This is a genomic window from Achromobacter sp. B7, assembly GCF_003600685.1.
GTDB classification, from domain to species: domain Bacteria; phylum Pseudomonadota; class Gammaproteobacteria; order Burkholderiales; family Burkholderiaceae_B; genus Achromobacter; species Achromobacter spanius_B.
On record NZ_CP032084.1, the window covers coordinates 1,601,857 to 1,618,126 of the forward strand.

Consider the following 16,270-nt stretch of genomic DNA (forward strand, 5'->3'; position numbering starts at 1 on the left):
CTGCTTGTCGATCTGTCGATCAATCCCCCACAGGAGCGTCCCCCATGAGCTTTTCCGCCGCCGCCGGCAACGTTGCCCCCACCGTCATCCACACTGACACCGAAGGCCTGGTTCACGCTGACTTCAAGCTGCCCGTGGCAGACGGGTCCATCGCCGCCTATTACGCCGCGCCCGAAGGCCGCCAGGACCTGCCGATCGTGCTGGTGGTGCAGGAAATCTTCGGCGTGCACGAACACATCAAAGATCTTTGCCGACGCATCGCCAAGGCCGGTTATCTGGCCGTGGCCGCGAACCTGTATGAACGCCAGGGCGACGCCTCCGTCTACACCGACATTCCGAAACTGATTGCTGAACTGGTCAGCAAGGTGCCGGATGAACAGGTGTTTTCCGACCTGGACGCCAGCGTGGCCTGGGCGGCGGAAAACGGCGGCGACCCCAAGCGCGTGGCCATCACGGGCTTTTGCTGGGGCGGTCGCCTGACGTGGATGTACGCGGCTCACAACCCGGACGTGAAGGCCGCCGTGGCCTGGTACGGCAAGCTCAGCGTGGGCCACGGCCCGCTGATCAAGCGCGTGGCGTTCGATGTGGTCAACGAGCTGCATGCGCCGGTGCTGGGCCTGTACGGCGGCAAGGACGCCAGCATCCCGCTGGCCGATATCGAGACCATGAAGACCAAGCTGGCGACCGGCAACGCGGCGGCCAGGCAGTCGGAATTTGTGGTGTACCCGGACGCGGACCACGCGTTCCTGGCGGACTACCGAGCCAGCTACCAGCCTGAAGCGGCCAAGGACGGCTGGAGCCGGATGCTGGCGTGGTTCCAGCGCTATCTGTAATGTGCGCCGGGGGCAGGGTCAGTTTGCGCTGTCCTGACTAAAGCGCGGGGCCGGGCGGGGGAACCGCCCGCCGTCCGCTGCAACAGACCTGGGTCGGTGGGCTTCCGTCTAATGCCTGCTTGCGCGCGCGGTTGCCGCTTTCCCGGACCCCGCTTTCGCTTAGTTGCCCGCTTCGCGCAAACGGCTGGGCAGAAGCTCGCCGTGGCGGGCCAGCAGCGGATACGCCGCGGCGCCCACCAAGTGAGAGTTGATTCCCTTCATATCCCGCAGGATGTCCAGGTACAGCGCGCCGACTTCGGCCGCGTCCACCTGGCCTGACTTGATCTTTTGCAGATGCGTGTCGGCGGCCTGCGTTTCGATGGTGCGGAAACGCGCCTTTTCGCCGGCCAGCGCCCGCGCCTGGCGCAGATCGTCGTTGACGAACAGGGCAGCGGCCTGGCGCTGGTTTGCGATCAACTGGCCCAGCGTGTCATCCAGGCTGGCGCGCTGTTCGGGCGAGAACGTCCAGCCCTGTTTGCGCAGCTTGGCCACGTGGCTCAACAGGCCGTGGTGGGCGATATCGCCCGCGTGGCCGATGTTGCTGGCAAAGGCCAGGATGTCGTCCATGCGTTGAATGTCGTCACGCGTCATGTTTTCCTGGTCCAGCGTGGCCAAGTAGGTCGTGATGGCGTTTTCCAGCTTGTCCAGCGCGGCATCCAGCTGCCGTGCCTGCACCATGCGGTGGCGGTTGTCGCGCTTGAAGCCGGCGCGCGCATACAGCAGCAGCGTCTGCACCATGTCGGCCATGCGCAGCGCTTCGCGGGCGGCGTTGCCCAGCGCCACGGCGGGCACGTCATGCGCCCATTCATCCAGATATTGCGGCCGGGAAGGGTCGTTGGGGTCGGCGCGCTTGGGCAGCCAGCGTGTCAGCAGGGCCGCGTAGGGCGACAGCAACGGCAGGAACAGGATGGCGATGACCGCGTTGAACAGCGTGTGGAAATTGGCCACGGCGCGGGCCGGGTCGCTGGCCATGTCGCTCATCAGGGGTTGCAGCACGGGCAGCAGGATCAGGCCGGCCAGCACGCCCAGCACGCGGGTCAGCAGGTTGCCCAGCGGCAGGCGGCGCGCGGCGGGATCGTCGCCCGTGACGCCTTCGATCATCGGGTTGATGGCCGTGCCCAGGTTGGCGCCCAGCACCAGCGCAAAGGCCACGTGCGGCGCCACCATGTGATGGCTTGCCAGCGACATCACCAGCACCACGACGGCCACGCTGGAGTGCGCGGCCCAGGTGAACGCGGCCGACAGCAAGACGGCGGCAACGGGCTGGGTCGACAAGGCGTCCAGAATCATGCCCAGCATGGGCGCCGTCTGGAACGGCTCGAACAATTCAACCAGCTGATGCAGGGAAAGCAGCAGCAGGCCCAGACCGATGAACACGCGGCCCAGGTCGCGCGTGCGGCCGGGGGGATACCGGCGGAACATCCAGACGCCCGCCAGGATAAGGATAGGCGCCAGCGAGGTCAGGTCGAATGACAGCAGCTGCACGATCAGCGTCGTGCCGACGTTGGCCCCCAGCATGGCGGCCAGCGCGGGCACCAGGCCCACCACGCCGCCCGCGGCGAACCCTGTGATCATCAGCCCCGTCGCGGTGCTGCTTTGCAGGGCGGCGGTAATGCCCAGGCCGGCGGCAAAGGCGCGCAGGCGCGTGCCCAGGGCCCGGCCCAGCGCGGCGCCCAAGGCCGCGCCGAACGCGCGCTGGACGCCCGTTTGGACCATGTGCACGCCCCAAAGCAGCAGGGCGACGTAGCCGGCGAAGTCAAGCAGGGTAATAAGTCCAGACATCCAGGGGTGTTCCCGTTCTTTTTATGACAAGTAATAATTCTGTAATGATCGCATGCCTGACCGGGTGACGGAACCGGTGGCGGCGATACAGCATACGCCCCGCCGTCCATTCCTGCGCGCGGGGGTGGCAACGCGTATCATTGCCTGACTATTCTTTGATGTATTGGAGTATCGCGTGGCCGTTTCCGTATTCGATCTGTTCAAGATAGGCATAGGCCCGTCTAGTTCCCATACGGTGGGTCCGATGCGGGCCGCCTTGCTTTTCGCGCAAGGCCTGGAACGCGATGGCCTGATGTCGCGCGTGGCGTATGTCCGCGCCGAGCTCTACGGGTCGCTGGGCGCGACCGGCAAGGGGCACGGTACCGACAAGGGCGTGCTGCTGGGTCTGATGGGCGAAGCGCCCGACACGGTCGACCCCGCCGCCATTGCCGGCATGATCGCCTCGGTGCGCGCCAGCCGCCAGTTGCCGCTGCTGGGCCGTTACCCGGTCGCCTTCATCGAGAAAGAACACATGGTGTTCTATCGTCGCGAAGCCATGGCCGAGCACCCCAACGGCATGAAATTCCACGCCGTCGACGCCAATGGCGAGTCGCTGCGCGAATCGCGGTACCTGTCGGTGGGCGGTGGCTTCGTCGTGACCGCCGGCGCCTCGAACAGCCAGGTGATCGCCGCGCACAATCAGCTGCCGTACCCGTTCCGCTCGGGCCGCGAACTGCTGACGATGTGCCGCGAAAGCGGCCTGACCGTGGCGCAGCTGATGATGAAGAACGAGCTGACCTGGCGCGAGGCCGCCGAGACGGACAGCGGCCTGGACCGCATCTGGCAGGTCATGCAGGACTGCGTGGCGCGCGGTTGCGGCATCGACTACCCGGAAGCCGACGGCGAATTGCCCGGACCCTTGCGCGTGCGTCGCCGCGCGCCGGAGCTTTACCGCAATCTGACCCAGCGCGCAGAGCGCACCTTGTCCGACCCGCTGTCGGTCATGGATTGGGTCAACCTGTATGCCATGGCGGTCAACGAAGAGAACGCGGCGGGCGGCCGTGTCGTCACGGCGCCCACCAATGGCGCGGCCGGCATCATCCCCGCCGTGCTGCACTATTACGATCGCTTCGTGCCCGGCGCCAGCCGCGAGGGCGTACGCGAGTTCCTCTTAACCGCCGCGGCGATCGGCCTGCTGTACAAGTACAACGCATCGCTGTCGGGGGCCGAAGTGGGCTGCCAGGGCGAAGTCGGTGTGGCCTGTTCGATGGCCGCCGGCGGCTTGGCCGCGGCGCAGGGCGGCACGGTGGAACAGGTTGAGAACGCCGCCGAGATCGGCATGGAACACAACCTGGGCCTGACGTGCGACCCCGTTGGCGGGCTGGTGCAGATTCCCTGTATCGAACGCAACGCCATGGCGTCCATCAAGGCCGTCAACGCCGCGCGCATGGCCCTGCGCGGCGACGGCCAGCACTACGTGTCGCTGGATTCCGTCATCAAGACCATGCGCGAAACCGGCGCCGACATGAAGACGAAGTACAAGGAAACGGCGCGCGGAGGCTTGGCGGTGAACATCGTCGAGTGCTGATGCCCGAGCGCTGAAGCCTCAATAGAAAAAGCCCCTCGGGTTTCTGACCCCAGGGGCTTTTTGCTGCCTGCTTGAACCGGGCGGGCGATCAGACCACGCGGGCGTTCTGCAAGGCGGCGATGCGCGACGGGATGGGCGGGTGCGAGGCGAACATGGCCGCCAGGCCGCCGCGGCCGGTGATGCCCGAGGCCTCGAACGACTTGGGCAGATCGCCCGGTTCCAGGCCGCCCAGCCGGGCCAGCGCGCGGATCATGGGTTCGCGCGCGCCCATCAGGTGGGCAGAGCCGGCGTCGGCGCGGTATTCGCGCTGGCGCGAGAACCAGGCCACGATGATCGAGGCCAGCACGCCGAAGATGATTTCACAGACCAGCACGGTGATGTAGTAGCCCGGGCCGATGCCGCGTTCGTTCTTGAACACGACGCGGTCGATGAAGTAACCCACGACGCGAGCCAGGAACACCACGAACGTGTTCACGACGCCCTGGATCAGCGTCAGCGTGACCATGTCGCCGTTGGCGATGTGGGCCACTTCGTGCGCCAGCACGGCTGCCACTTCTTCTTCGCTCATGCTTTCCAGCAAGCCCGTCGACACGGCGACCAGCGAGTCGTTCTTGAACGCGCCGGTGGCGAAGGCGTTGGGCGCGCCTTCATAGATGGCCACTTCGGGGCGGCCGATACCCGCGCGGTCGGCCAGTTGGTGAACGGTGTCGACCAGCCAGGCTTCGCGTTGATTGCGGGGGGCGTTCGGGTCCAGCACTTGGGCCCCGGTGCTCCATTTGGCCATCGGCTTGCTGATCAGCAGCGAGATGATCGCGCCGGTAAAGCCCACGACCACCGAGAAGATCAGCAGGGCGTTCAGGTTCAGGCCGTTGGCGGTGATGTAGCGGTCTACGCCCAGGATGCGCAGCGTGGCCGACAGCACGAGCATGACGGCCAGGTTGGTGATGACGAACAAGACAATGCGTTTCATGTTTTTTGTGTTCCTCTGCGAGCGGGAAATACCCGGGTTCGACATGGCGGCGGCCCGCCAGTTCCCCGACTCGCCGGCACCGCTCCCGGTGGGCAAGAGTATAGTATCGCTTTCCCCTATTTCCCCTCACTTTTCCCTTAGCGTAGACCCCCAATGCAGGCTCTCTGGATGTTGTTGGCGTCCGCCATGTTCGCCATCATGGGGTCGTTCGTGAAGTTCGGCACGGAACACGGCGCGTCGCTGCCGCAGATCGTGCTTTTTCGCGGGCTGCCTTCCGTCCTACTTTTGCTGCTGTGGGCGCGCGCTGGGCGGCAATCCATCGTTCCGACCAGCTGGAAGTTGCACCTGTGGCGCAACCTGTCCGGCGTCACGTCGATGTGGCTGGGTTTCTTCGCCATCTCGCACCTGCCGCTGGCCACCGCGACCAGCCTGAACTACACCGCGCCGCTGTTCATCGCCTGTTGGATGCTGGGGTGGGGCGGCGCCCAGCGCGACCCGGTCCGCATCCTGGCGGTAGCGTTGGGCTTTCTGGGCGTGATCGCCGTGCTGCGGCCCAGCATCAATGAAGACCAGTGGCTGGCCGCCGTCATGGGCATGGGCGCGGGCGCCATGTCGGCCATCGCGATGATGCAGATCCGCCAGCTGGGCCGCATCGGCGAACCCGAATGGCGCACCGTGCTGTTTTTCTCCGTGGCGGTCTGCGTGTCCAGCATCGCCGGCTTGTGGTTCGAAGGCTGGGGCCACGCCGACTGGCAGGGCTACGCGTCGCTGTTCGGCGTGGGCGTGGCCGGCATGTTCGGCCAGCTTGCCATGACCCGGGCCTTTGGCATGGGGTCGGCGCTGCTGACGGCGGCGCTGCAATACAGCACCATTATTTTCGCGGCCTTGCTGGGCATGGGCTTCTGGGGCGACCATCTGGACGCCCTGGCCTGGGCCGGCATGGGCTTGATCATTTCCGCGGGCCTGCTGTCGGTGTGGCGCACCATGCGCGACCCGAAGCCGACCTGACCCGCCCCCTTCGATCAGGAGCACCCCGAATGACGACCACACTGATTTCCGCCGCCGACCTGGCCGCGCGCCTCGATTCGCCCGACGTGCGCGTATTCGATGTGCGACATGACCTGACCAACCACGCCGCCGGCCGCCAGGCCTACGACGCCGGACACATCCCCGGCGCCCGTCACCTGGACCACGAAACCGAGCTGGCGGCACCGCGCACCGGCAAGAACGGCCGGCATCCGTTGCCGTCGCGCGCCGAATTCGGCGGCCTGATGGCGGCTCATGGCGTGACGCCGCAAACGCTGGTCGTGGCGTACGACGCCAGCGGCGGCATGTACGCCGCGCACCTGTGGTGGATGTTGCGCTGGTTGGGCCATGAACGCGTGGCCGTGCTGGACGGCGGTTGGCAGGCGTGGGTGGCGGCCGGTTTGCCGACCACGACCGACGCCGCGCCACCGGTCAAAGCCGGCCAGCCGGTAGAGCCCGGGCAATCGCTGGCCGGGTCGGTCAACGCCCAAGCCGTGCTGGACAACATCGCCCAGCCGGCCTTTACCGTGATCGACGCGCGCGCGGCCAACCGCTATCGCGGCGAAGTCGAACCCATGGACCCGGTGGCCGGCCACATCCCGGGCGCGCTGAACCGTCCCAACGGCGAAAACCTGCAAGCCGATGGCCGCTTCAAGTCACCCGAGCAACTGCGCGCCGAATTCGCCGATCTGCTGGGCGACCGCGACCCCAAGGCCGTGGTGCATCAGTGCGGCTCGGGCATCACCGCGTGCCATAACCTGTTGTCGATGGAAATCGCCGGCCTGTCCGGCTCGCGGCTGTACCCGGGTTCATGGAGCGAATGGTGCAGCGACCCGTCACGCCCGGTGGCGAAGGGCGCCTGAAGCCTCAGGCGCCTGGCCCGCGCACTCGGAAGCGCGGGTTGCGGCGCCCTTGTTGCGTGCGGGCCGGCGCTGCGCCCCGGTTCGCTACCAAATCGCGGCCAGCTTTACGCGGCCCGATACGCTTTCCGCGATTTCCAGAAAGTGATCCAGCGGCGGCGTGGCCAGGCCGGGAACCTTGGCCATGTCGTCCCAGCGTCTTAGCCGAATCGCGTCCGGCGCGCCCGGCATGCTGGCGAAATCCACCGCCTGGCTCGCATCAAAACTGCCGCCCTGTAATGCCAGGCTGCGCTTGGAATCCTCGGAGAGCGACGCTTCATATTGCGGCTCCACGTAGCACAGGTAACGCTTGGCTTCGACGTGCAGCCGGATCGGATCCAGCACCGCCGAACTGAACAGCCCGCGCAGGAACGGCAGCACGAAATACTGGTGTTTGTCGTCGATACCGCGCAGGGTCGGGGTGCCCGGCCGGTCTGCGATCAGGTGCCCCAGGTCGTGCAGCAGGCTGGCGGTGATCAGGTGTGCGCTGGCGCCGTGGCGCTCGGCCAGCGATGCCGTTTGCAGCGCGTGGCGCAAATGGCTGACGGATTCACCGTGATATGACCGGTGTCCGCGTTCCAGAAAAATCTGCTCGATGTCTTGCAAGGTCAAGGCCATGGTTGTCTCCTGATTGGCCGCAAGGGGGAGGGGGCGGGCAGTGACCCAGTCGGGTCAGCCGGCTGCCGGCGCCATCTCCAGGAAGCGCGCGATCAGCTGCACCGGTTGGCGCTCGCGCAGGCAGTACAGGTATTCATTCATCACGATGTCGGCGCCGTCGATGTCCAGGGCGGCCAGATCGGGATGGGACGGAATCTCGCGCGACGGGATCAGGCTGATCCCCAGGCCGCACAGGATGGCCTGCCGGATCGATTCCCGGCTGCCGATCTCCAGCGTGCGCCGCACCGTGACGCCCGCGGCTTGCAGGGCGTCTTCGGTCAGTTGGCGCGTCATCGAACCGGGCTCGCGCACCAGCAGCGCGTGCTCGGCAAGGTCGGCCAGCCGCACGCGGCCGCGGCGGGCCAGCGGATGGTCGCGGTGGGTGACCACGCGGATCGGGTCGGCCGCGATCATCCGCCGATACAGGTGCTTGTCATCCATCAGAAAAGACGACGTGGCAATCTCGATGCGGTAATCGTGCAGCGCTTGCAGCATCGACTGTGAATTGCCGATCGTGACCGTCAGATCAATGCCGGGGTAGCGCTGGTTGTATCGGCGCACCGTGTCCATGATGTAGAACGGGCCGGTGGCGCCGACACGCAGGTTGCCTTCGCGCAGGTCGCTGGCGTCGCGCAGCCGGAAGTCGATCTCGGTTTCCTGCTGCACCAGCTTTTCCACCATGGGCATCAGATTCTGTCCGGCATCCGACAGGCGCATGCCGCGCCCTTGGCGATGGAACAGTTCGATGCCGTAGCGAGATTCCAGCTGACGCAGCTGCCCCGTCACGGTGGGTTGGCTGACGCCCAACTGGGCGGCGGCCTTGGTGACGGTGCCGCAGCGGGCCACGGCGTAGAAAGATTTGAGTTCGGCGACAAGCACGATGACGGGGGGCGGGAAAGGGACGCAATGCGCAAGACCGCCAGTACACCAAAATAATTTGATGTTTTTATTACTGCATTTGCGCGAAGTGTCATAAACGCTCAATACGCGGCTTCCATACTGCCTTCGTTCCCAGACCGGAGGCAGCATGCCCCAAGCCGATAACGACCTTTACCCCGCCGGGCCGCCCCAAGGCGGGCTTGACCCCATTGCGGGCAAAGAGCCCCAGCAAGGGGCAAAGCGTGGCGGCTTTCTGACCGTGCGAAACCTGGTCAAGACGTTTGGCACCCACAAGGCGCTGGCCGACGTTTCGCTGGATATCCGTGCCGGAGAACTGGTGTGCCTGCTAGGCCCCTCCGGTTGCGGCAAAACGACGCTGCTGCGCGCGATTGCCGGGCTGGAGCGCCAGGACAGCGGCACCATCGTGCTGTCGGGCCGCGATATTTCCCATGCCGAACCGCAAGAGCGCGACTACGGCATCCTGTTCCAGTCCTATGCGCTGTTTCCCAACCTCACGGTCGCCCAGAACGTGGCGTACGGCCTGAGCGGCAAGCGCGCGCATCGCAAGCACGTGGCCCACCGTGTCGAGGAAATGCTGACGCTGGTGGGGCTGGCCGGCGCCGCCGACAAGTATCCGGGGCAGATCTCGGGCGGGCAGCAGCAGCGCGTGGCGTTGGCGCGCGCGTTGGCCCCGTCGCCGTCCCTGTTGCTGTTGGACGAACCGATGTCCGCGCTGGACGCCCGCGTGCGCGAGCATCTGCGTATTGAGTTGCGCGCCTTGCAAAAGCGCCTGTCCATTACGACGCTGATGGTCACGCACGACCAGGAAGAGGCCATGGTGATGGCCGACCGCATCGCCGTCATGAACGGCGGCGTGATCGAACAGTACGGCACGCCGCGCGAGCTGTACCGCCAGCCGGGATCCGCCTTCATCGCCGATTTCGTGGGCGAGGCGAACTGGCTGCCGTTCGAACGCGTGGATGCGCACCGCGCCCGCGTCGGCCGCCAGGAACTGGCGGTGGACGACACGCTGGATGGCCGATTCGGCAAGCTGTTCGTCCGGCCCGAGGCGGTGCGCGTCAGCATGGCGCGCCCGGAAGAGCCCAATTCGATGCTGGCCGACGTGCTGGACGGCGTGTTCCTGGGCCGTGGTTACCGCCTGGCCTTGCGGCTGGAAGGCGTGCCCGGGTCCACCGTGCATTCCATCGTGTCCCCCGAAATCGGAGACGCCCTGTTGGGTCCTCATGCTGCCAGCCGCTGCTGGGTGGAGCTGCCGCGCCATGCGATTCGCGCCTACGCTTGATTCCCCCATGACCGGTTCTCCTTCCGTGGCGGAAACGCCGTCGGCTTCGGCTTCGCCCGTGGCCTTGGGCCGCCGCCCCATGCCCGCCTGGATCGGCTCGTTGGGCCTGACCGTCGGGCAGGGCGCGTTGCTGCTGTTCCTTGTGCTGTTCCTGGCGTTGCCGCTGGCGGCCATCCTGGCCAAGTCCGTGACGGACAACGACGGCGCCTGGGCTGGCCTGTCGGTGCTTACCGGCATCATCGGCGCAGACGGCTTTCTGGCGATGGTCGGCCGCAGCCTGACGGTGGGCCTGGTGACGATGTTGCTGGTGGTGCCGTGCGCCTACGGATTTGCCTATGGACTGACGCGTACGCGCCTGCCCGGCAAGGGCCTGTTGCGCACCATCGCCTTGCTGCCGCTGCTGGCGCCCTCGCTGCTGCCCGGTATCGCCCTGGTCTACCTGCTGGGCAATCAGGGGCTGCTCAAGGGCCTGACCGGCGGCGCCACCATCTACGGTTTCTGGGGCATCGTCGTCGGCGAGGCGTTCTACACCTTCCCGCATGCGCTGATGATTTTGTTGACCGGCCTGACGCTGGCCGACGGGCGCCTGTATGACGCGGCGCGCGCCATGGGCGCCGGCCCGTGGCGCACCTTCCTGACCGTGACCCTGCCCGGCACGCGCTATGCCGTGTTCTCGGCCTGCTGCGTGGTGTTCACGCTGACTGTCACCGATTTTGGCGTACCCAAGGTGGTGGGCGGCGACTACAACGTGCTGGCGATGGAAGCCTACAAGGCGGTGGTCGGCCAGCAGAACTTTCCGAAGGGCGCGGCCATCGGCATCCTGCTCTTGCTGCCCGCCTTGCTGACCTTCGTGCTGGACCGGCGCCTGCGGGCCCGCCAGGGCGCGCAGATGAGCGGCCGCGCGCAGGCCTACGCGGCAAATCCGAACCGCCGCCGTGATGCTGCTTTCCTGGCGCTGGCCGGCGTGATGGCCGCGTTCCTGCTGCTGATCATCGGCGTGGCGGTGTGGGCGTCGTTTGTGAAGATGTGGCCCTACAACCTGTCCATGTCGCTGCGGTCCTACGACTTCGACAACATGGACGGCGGTGGCTGGCTGGCGTGGCGCAACAGCTTGCAGTTGGCGTTCTTCACCGCCGTGATCGGCACGGCCGTCGTCTTCGTGGGCGCCTGGATGATGGAAAAAGTACCGGCGCGCGGCCAACTGGGGCGCGGCCTGCGGGGGGCGGTCAGCATGCTGGCGCTGATGCCGATGGCCGTGCCCGGCCTGGTGCTGGGCCTGGGCTACATCTTCTTTTTCAATAGCCTGATGAATCCGCTGAACGTGCTGTACGGCACCATGCCGCTGCTGATTCTGTGCACGGTCGTCCACTTCTACACCAGCGCCCACCTCACGGCCGCCACCGCACTGAACGCGCTGGACCCGGAATTCGAAGCCGCGTCCGCGTCGCTGAAGGTGCCGCGCATGACGACGTTCCTGCGCGTCACCCTGCCGATGTGCTTGCCTGCCGCGCTGGACGTCGCCCGCTATTTGTTTGTATCCGCCATGACGACGGTGTCGGCCGTGGTGTTTCTGTACAGCCCGTCCACGGTGCTGGCCGCCGTTGCCGTCCTTAACATGGACGACGCCGGCTTCATCGGCCCGGCCGCCGCCATGTGCACGGTAATCATGGCCAGCTCCGCCGTCGCGGCCCTGCTGCTGCATCTGGCCAGCCGCGCGCTGGTGTCGCGCAGCCAGGCCTGGCGCCGCCCCGTGGCCCTTTGAACGATTGATTCCAGGATGACCCTTATGACTGTTTCTTCCTTACCCGTGCAGCTGGAAGCCGTGATCTTCGACTGGGCCGGCACGCTGGTCGACTTCGGATCATTTGCCCCCACCAAGGTGTTCGTCGATGCGTTCTCGCAATTCGGCATGGACGTGTCGCTGAAAGAGGCGCGCGGCCCCATGGGCATGGGCAAGTGGGACCACATCCGCGCGTTGTGCAATCAGCCGGCCATCGCCGCCCAGTATCAGGCCCAGTTCGGCCGCGTGCCCAGCGACGACGATGTGACGGCCATCTATGAACGCTTCCTGCCGATGCAGATGGAAAAGGTGGCCCAGTATTCGGCGGCCATCCCCGGCGCTGCCGAGCTGTTGCGCGCGCTGCGCCGTAAAGGCCTGAAGATCGGCTCTTGCTCGGGCTACCCGGACAGCGTGATGCGCCGCGTGGTCGAACGCGCCGCGTCCGAAGGGCTGGAGCCCGATTGCATCGTGGCCAGCGACGACGTGCCGCGCGCGCGTCCGGCGCCGGCCATGGCGTTGAAGAACGTGGTGGAACTGGGCCTGTCGGACGTGGCCGCGTGCGTCAAGGTCGACGACACCGCGCCCGGCATCGAGGAAGGGCGCCGCGCCGGCATGTGGTCGGTGGGCCTGCTGCTGTCCGGCAACGCCGCCGGCCTGACCCTGGACGAATACCTCAGCCTGGACGAGGCGGGCCGCGACTTGGCCCGCGCCGACGCCAGCCGCGAGCTTGCCACCGCCGCGCCGCATTACCTGATCGATACGGTGGCGGATCTGCCGGCCGTCATCATCGACATCGAAGCCCGTCTGGCACGAGGCCAACGCCCCTGAATTAGCTTCCCCTTGCCGGTACTGCCGGCCCTGCTTTCCCTTTGTGTGCGCCTTTGTACCGCAGCCGGCATCCGCCGGCAGTGGGGGCGACGTTCACCTTTTTTGCGCGTTTTTCCGCATATTCACGGAGTTCTTCATGAATCGCTACAAGCTGCTTGCACTGGCCGCCGCCCTGACGGGCGTGATGGGCGCCGCGTCCGCCGAGACCACGCTGACGGTCTATACCGCGCTGGAAGCCGATCAGATCAAGGTCTACCAGGCCGCGTTTGAGAAGGCCAACCCCGACATCAAGATCCAGTGGGTGCGCGATTCCACCGGCATCATCGCGGCCAAGCTGCTGGCCGAAAAAAGCAACCCCAAAGCCGACGTGATCTGGGGCCTGGCCGGGACGGCGCTGGGCCTGATGGACAAGGAAGGCATGTTGCAGCCGTACGCCCCGAAGGGCCTGGACCAGATCGCCGCCAACATGCGCGACGCCAAGGCCGAGCCGTCGTGGGTGGGCATGGACGGCTACGCGGCCGCGATCTGCTTTAACACCATCGAGGCCGAAAAACAGAAGCTGCCCAAGCCGACGTCGTGGCAAGACCTGACCAAGCCGGTGTACGCGGGCAAGATCGTCATGCCGAACCCGGCGTCCTCGGGCACGGGCTTCCTGGATGTCAGCGCCTGGTTGCAGATCTTTGGCGAAGACAAGGGCTGGGCCTACATGGATGCCCTGCACAAGAACATCGGGTCGTACACGCACTCGGGCTCGAAGCCTTGCAACATGGCGGCCGCCGGCGAATTCCCCATCGGTGTGTCGTTCGACTATCGCGCGGCCAAGCTCAAGGCCGACGGCGCGCCAGTTGAAGCCGTGTTCCCGTCGGAAGGCCTGGGCTGGGAAGTCGAAGCCACCGCCATCATGAAGGGCACCAAGAACCTGGACGCGGCCCGCAAGCTGGCTGACTTCTCGGCCAGCCGCGAAGCCAACGAACTGTACAAGGCCAACTTCGCGGTGCTGGCGATTCCGTCCATCGCCACGGTCAACCCGAACCTGCCGGCCGACCTGACCCAGCGCATGATCAAGAACGACTTTGTGTGGGCCGCGACCAACCGCGAACGCATCATCGCCGAGTGGACGCGCCGCTACGACGGCAAGTCGGAACCCAAGAAGAAGTAAGGCACGGCCCGCGATGAAAACATACGACGTAATCGTGGTGGGCGCGGGCATGCTTGGCATCGCCCACGCCTGGGCGGCCGCCAAGCGCGGCCTGTCGGTGGCGGTGATCGAACGCAGCCGCCAGGCGCATGGCGCCACCATCCGCAACTTCGGCCAGGTCATTGTGACCGGCCAGGCGCCCGGCATGATGCTGTCGCATGCCCAGCAGGCGCGCGAGCTGTGGCTGGACCTGGCCGCCAAGGCGGGCTTTCATGTGCGGGCCAACGGCGCGCTGGTGCTGGCGCGAAATATCGACGAGGCCAGCGTGTTGCAGGAATTCGCGGACACGCGTTTGATGCAGGAAGGCTACCGTGCCGAGCTGCTGTCGGCGCGTCAGGTGGCTGGCCTGTATGGCGGTCAGCTGGCGCATCACTGCCTGGCGCTGCGCGGGCATGACGACCTGCAAATCTATTCGCGCGATGCGCTACCGGCCATCACGCGATACCTGGCCGAGTCGCTGGGCGTGACGTTTATCACCGGCACCCTGGCGCGCGCGGTCGAGAACGGGTTGGTGGGTACCACCGCCGGCGATTTTCAGGGCAAGCATGTGTTCGTGTGCCCCGGCCATGATTACCTGACGCTGCTGCCCGAACGCTTTGCGCCGATGAACCTGGAAGTCACGCGCTTGCAAATGCTGCGCGCGGCGTTCGAGACGAACCCCATCGCCCTGGACCGCCCGGTGTTGACGGGTTTGTCCTGCGTGCACTACGGCGCGTTCTCGGACTTGCCCACGGCGCATGCGCTGCGCCAGGTCATCCAGGAACGCACGCCGATGCTGCTGGAAAATGGCATACACCTGCTGATCAGCCCTACGCCCAACGGCGAACTCATCATTGGCGATTCGCATCGTTATGGGACGGACGCGTTCCCGTTCAACGACGAAGCGGTCGACAACACGATGCTGGACCTGGCCTCGCAGGCGCTGGGTGCGCGCTTGCGTGTGCTGGAGCGCTGGCAGGGGGTTTACGGCGCGCACGGACCGGCGCCGTTTTCGGTGATGCCGGTGGACGCAGCCACCACCGTCGCGGTCATGCATTCGGGTGTGGGCATGACGGTGGGGCTGGCCATCGGCGAACGCACGGTGGCCCAGGTGATGGGACGTTAACGGCGCTGATCGGATCACGGTCGGGCAGTCGTCGACCCTGATCCGATTGCCCTTGTGGCAAAAGAAAAAGGGCTTTGCGTTGTGTGACGCAAAGCCCTTTTTGTATGGCGGGTATGGCGGGTATGGCGGGTATGGCCTGTATGGAAGAAGGCCAGGATGCCTACAAGTCCTGCATGATCCGGCGATACCACTCGTGGAAGTGCTGCATGCCGTCTTCCATGGGCGATTGGTAAGGGCCGGCTTCGTTCACGCCGCGCAACATCAAGGCCTTGCGGCCCGCGTCCATGCGTTCGGCGATCTCGTCGTCTTCAATGGCCGTTTCCATGTAGGCGGCGCGCTGGGCCTCGACGAATTCGCGTTCAAACGCCGAGATTTCCTCGGGGTAGTAGAACTCGACGACGTTCACCGTTTCCTGCGGGCTTTTCGGGTACAGCGTGGACAGCACCAGCACGTGCGGATAGAGCTCGATCATGTGGGTCGGGAAGTACGTGACCCAGACCGCGCCGAAATCCGGAGCGTCGCCTTCGCGGAACGACAACAGGCGGTCGTGCCATTGCTTGTACACATCCGAACCCGGTTGCGCCAACGCGTTGTGCACGCCCACTTTTTGAAGGCTGTACCAGTCGTTGAATTCCCAGGTCAGATCGTCGCAGGTGACGAAGCGGCCCAGGCCCGGGTGAAACGGGCCAACGTGGTAGTCCTCAAGGTAGACCTCGATGAAGGTCTTCCAGTTGTAGTTGCACTGATGCACCTCGACATGGTCCAGCACATAGTCGCCGAAGTTGAATTCCGGGCGCGAGAACAGCGGCGCCATGTCGGAAGCCGGATCGCGCGGGCCTTCGAAGAGCAAGCCGTGGCAATCGCGCAGGCGAAACTTCTGCAAGTTCATGCAGGGCGTGGTCTCGAACTGAGGCGCGCCCAACAACTCGCCTTGGTTGTTGTACGTCCAACGGTGCAGGGGGCAAACGATGTTGCCACCGGTTGCCTTCAGGTTTCCGTGCGTATTGCAGTTGCCGGCCACATTGCCGGCTTCGCCGCCCAGCATCAAAGCCTGACGGTGGCGGCAGACATTTGAGATGAGTTCAACGCCTTGCTGGTTGCGAACCAGCACGCGTCCCCCGCTTTCCTGTACCAACGACCGCCAATCCCCGATTTCAGGCACCAATTTCTGATGGCCGACATATTGCGAGGATTGCTTGAAAATGAGTTCTTGCTCGCGGGCAAAGAGGGCTTCGTCAAAATATGCACTGACGGGTAGCTGGGTGCGAGCTGGCACGACATGTGCCATCCGACCGATGTCGGTCATGATTCCCTCCGCTCGGATAAAAAAGCCAGGACGGTTTGAGCTCTGCCAAGCGCTTTTGTTCAAGCCCAGCAGTTTTAATGACCGGATCCGAAAATTGC

Annotated in this window: 14 protein-coding genes; 9 read left to right on the forward strand and 5 right to left on the reverse strand. The window is 65.6% G+C overall.

What is annotated here, in order from left to right; all coding sequences use genetic code 11:
• Positions 1-44 precede the first annotated feature (44 nt).
• Positions 45-833, forward strand: coding sequence for a dienelactone hydrolase family protein (locus tag DVB37_RS07180; protein WP_046802782.1), 789 nt, complete (start codon positions 45-47; stop codon positions 831-833).
• Between the two features lie 159 nt (positions 834-992).
• On the opposite strand, the gene DVB37_RS07185 is transcribed toward DVB37_RS07180, so the two are convergent.
• On the reverse strand, positions 993-2,654 hold the full coding sequence (locus tag DVB37_RS07185) for a Na/Pi cotransporter family protein (RefSeq protein ID WP_046802783.1): 1,662 nt from the start codon (positions 2,652-2,654) through the stop codon (positions 993-995).
• A 175-nt stretch (positions 2,655-2,829) separates the two neighbouring features.
• Here DVB37_RS07185 and DVB37_RS07190 point away from each other — a divergent pair, with 175 nt between their 5' ends.
• Positions 2,830-4,221: an L-serine ammonia-lyase gene (locus DVB37_RS07190; protein WP_046802884.1), complete on the forward strand. Its 1,392-nt coding sequence runs from the start codon at positions 2,830-2,832 to the stop codon at positions 4,219-4,221.
• A gap of 88 nt (positions 4,222-4,309) precedes the next feature.
• Here DVB37_RS07190 and htpX read toward each other — a convergent pair whose 3' ends face one another.
• Positions 4,310-5,191: a protease HtpX gene (htpX, locus tag DVB37_RS07195; protein ID WP_046802784.1), complete on the reverse strand. Its 882-nt coding sequence runs from the start codon at positions 5,189-5,191 to the stop codon at positions 4,310-4,312.
• A 153-nt stretch (positions 5,192-5,344) separates the two neighbouring features.
• On the opposite strand from htpX, the gene DVB37_RS07200 reads away from it, so the two are divergent.
• Together DVB37_RS07200 and DVB37_RS07205 are read left to right on the forward strand one after the other, a co-directional pair.
• Positions 5,345-6,199 carry a DMT family transporter gene (locus DVB37_RS07200; protein ID WP_046802785.1) on the forward strand — a complete coding sequence of 285 codons (855 nt, stop codon included), beginning with the start codon at positions 5,345-5,347 and terminating at the stop codon, positions 6,197-6,199.
• 29 nt (positions 6,200-6,228) lie between these two features.
• The gene (locus DVB37_RS07205) at positions 6,229-7,080 is read left to right on the forward strand and encodes a sulfurtransferase (protein ID WP_120154466.1); all 852 of its coding nucleotides are present in this window, start codon (positions 6,229-6,231) and stop codon (positions 7,078-7,080) included.
• 84 nt (positions 7,081-7,164) lie between these two features.
• On the opposite strand, the gene DVB37_RS07210 is transcribed toward DVB37_RS07205, so the two are convergent.
• Positions 7,165-7,734, reverse strand: a complete 570-nt coding sequence (locus DVB37_RS07210) for a phosphonate degradation HD-domain oxygenase (protein WP_006218288.1) — start codon at positions 7,732-7,734, stop codon at positions 7,165-7,167.
• Between the two features lie 54 nt (positions 7,735-7,788).
• Positions 7,789-8,652, reverse strand: coding sequence for a LysR family transcriptional regulator (locus DVB37_RS07215; RefSeq protein WP_046802885.1), 864 nt, complete (start codon positions 8,650-8,652; stop codon positions 7,789-7,791).
• A 148-nt stretch (positions 8,653-8,800) separates the two neighbouring features.
• On the opposite strand from DVB37_RS07215, the gene DVB37_RS07220 reads away from it, so the two are divergent.
• The 5 genes from DVB37_RS07220 to DVB37_RS07240 all read left to right on the forward strand — a co-directional run bounded on the left by DVB37_RS07220 (position 8,801) and on the right by DVB37_RS07240 (position 14,866).
• On the forward strand, positions 8,801-9,955 hold the full coding sequence (locus DVB37_RS07220; protein WP_240434048.1) for a putative 2-aminoethylphosphonate ABC transporter ATP-binding protein: 1,155 nt from the start codon (positions 8,801-8,803) through the stop codon (positions 9,953-9,955).
• 7 nt (positions 9,956-9,962) lie between these two features.
• Complete coding sequence (locus DVB37_RS07225; RefSeq protein WP_371683119.1) at positions 9,963-11,717, forward strand: putative 2-aminoethylphosphonate ABC transporter permease subunit; 1,755 nt, start codon at positions 9,963-9,965, stop codon at positions 11,715-11,717.
• Between the two features lie 15 nt (positions 11,718-11,732).
• On the forward strand, positions 11,733-12,563 hold the full coding sequence (phnX, locus tag DVB37_RS07230) for a phosphonoacetaldehyde hydrolase (RefSeq protein WP_120154468.1): 831 nt from the start codon (positions 11,733-11,735) through the stop codon (positions 12,561-12,563).
• Between the two features lie 136 nt (positions 12,564-12,699).
• A complete protein-coding gene (locus tag DVB37_RS07235) occupies positions 12,700-13,722 on the forward strand; it encodes a putative 2-aminoethylphosphonate ABC transporter substrate-binding protein (protein WP_104143189.1) in 1,023 nt (340 codons plus the stop codon).
• 13 nt (positions 13,723-13,735) lie between these two features.
• Positions 13,736-14,866 (forward strand): TIGR03364 family FAD-dependent oxidoreductase, encoded by a 1,131-nt coding sequence (locus tag DVB37_RS07240; RefSeq protein ID WP_120154470.1) that lies wholly within the window; start codon positions 13,736-13,738, stop codon positions 14,864-14,866.
• 160 nt (positions 14,867-15,026) lie between these two features.
• Here the strand turns inward: DVB37_RS07240 and DVB37_RS07245 are convergent, their stop codons facing one another.
• Positions 15,027-16,172, reverse strand: a complete 1,146-nt coding sequence (locus tag DVB37_RS07245; protein WP_046802791.1) for an aromatic ring-hydroxylating dioxygenase subunit alpha — start codon at positions 16,170-16,172, stop codon at positions 15,027-15,029.
• Positions 16,173-16,270: the final 98 nt, after the last annotated feature.

Excerpts from the sequence above, each read along its gene's own strand:
- DVB37_RS07180 (WP_046802782.1), top strand. The coding sequence starts at position 45 with ATGAGCTTTTCCGCCGCCGCCGGCAACGTTGCCCCCACCGTCATCCAC.
- DVB37_RS07185 (WP_046802783.1), bottom strand. The coding sequence starts at position 2,654 with ATGTCTGGACTTATTACCCTGCTTGACTTCGCCGGCTACGTCGCCCTG.
- htpX (WP_046802784.1), bottom strand. The coding sequence starts at position 5,191 with ATGAAACGCATTGTCTTGTTCGTCATCACCAACCTGGCCGTCATGCTC.
- DVB37_RS07200 (WP_046802785.1), top strand. The coding sequence starts at position 5,345 with ATGCAGGCTCTCTGGATGTTGTTGGCGTCCGCCATGTTCGCCATCATG.
- DVB37_RS07205 (WP_120154466.1), top strand. The coding sequence starts at position 6,229 with ATGACGACCACACTGATTTCCGCCGCCGACCTGGCCGCGCGCCTCGAT.
- DVB37_RS07210 (WP_006218288.1), bottom strand. The coding sequence starts at position 7,734 with ATGGCCTTGACCTTGCAAGACATCGAGCAGATTTTTCTGGAACGCGGA.
- DVB37_RS07220 (WP_240434048.1), top strand. The coding sequence starts at position 8,801 with ATGCCCCAAGCCGATAACGACCTTTACCCCGCCGGGCCGCCCCAAGGC.
- DVB37_RS07225 (WP_371683119.1), top strand. The coding sequence starts at position 9,963 with ATGACCGGTTCTCCTTCCGTGGCGGAAACGCCGTCGGCTTCGGCTTCG.
- phnX (WP_120154468.1), top strand. The coding sequence starts at position 11,733 with ATGACCCTTATGACTGTTTCTTCCTTACCCGTGCAGCTGGAAGCCGTG.
- DVB37_RS07235 (WP_104143189.1), top strand. The coding sequence starts at position 12,700 with ATGAATCGCTACAAGCTGCTTGCACTGGCCGCCGCCCTGACGGGCGTG.
- DVB37_RS07240 (WP_120154470.1), top strand. The coding sequence starts at position 13,736 with ATGAAAACATACGACGTAATCGTGGTGGGCGCGGGCATGCTTGGCATC.
- DVB37_RS07245 (WP_046802791.1), bottom strand. The coding sequence starts at position 16,172 with ATGACCGACATCGGTCGGATGGCACATGTCGTGCCAGCTCGCACCCAG.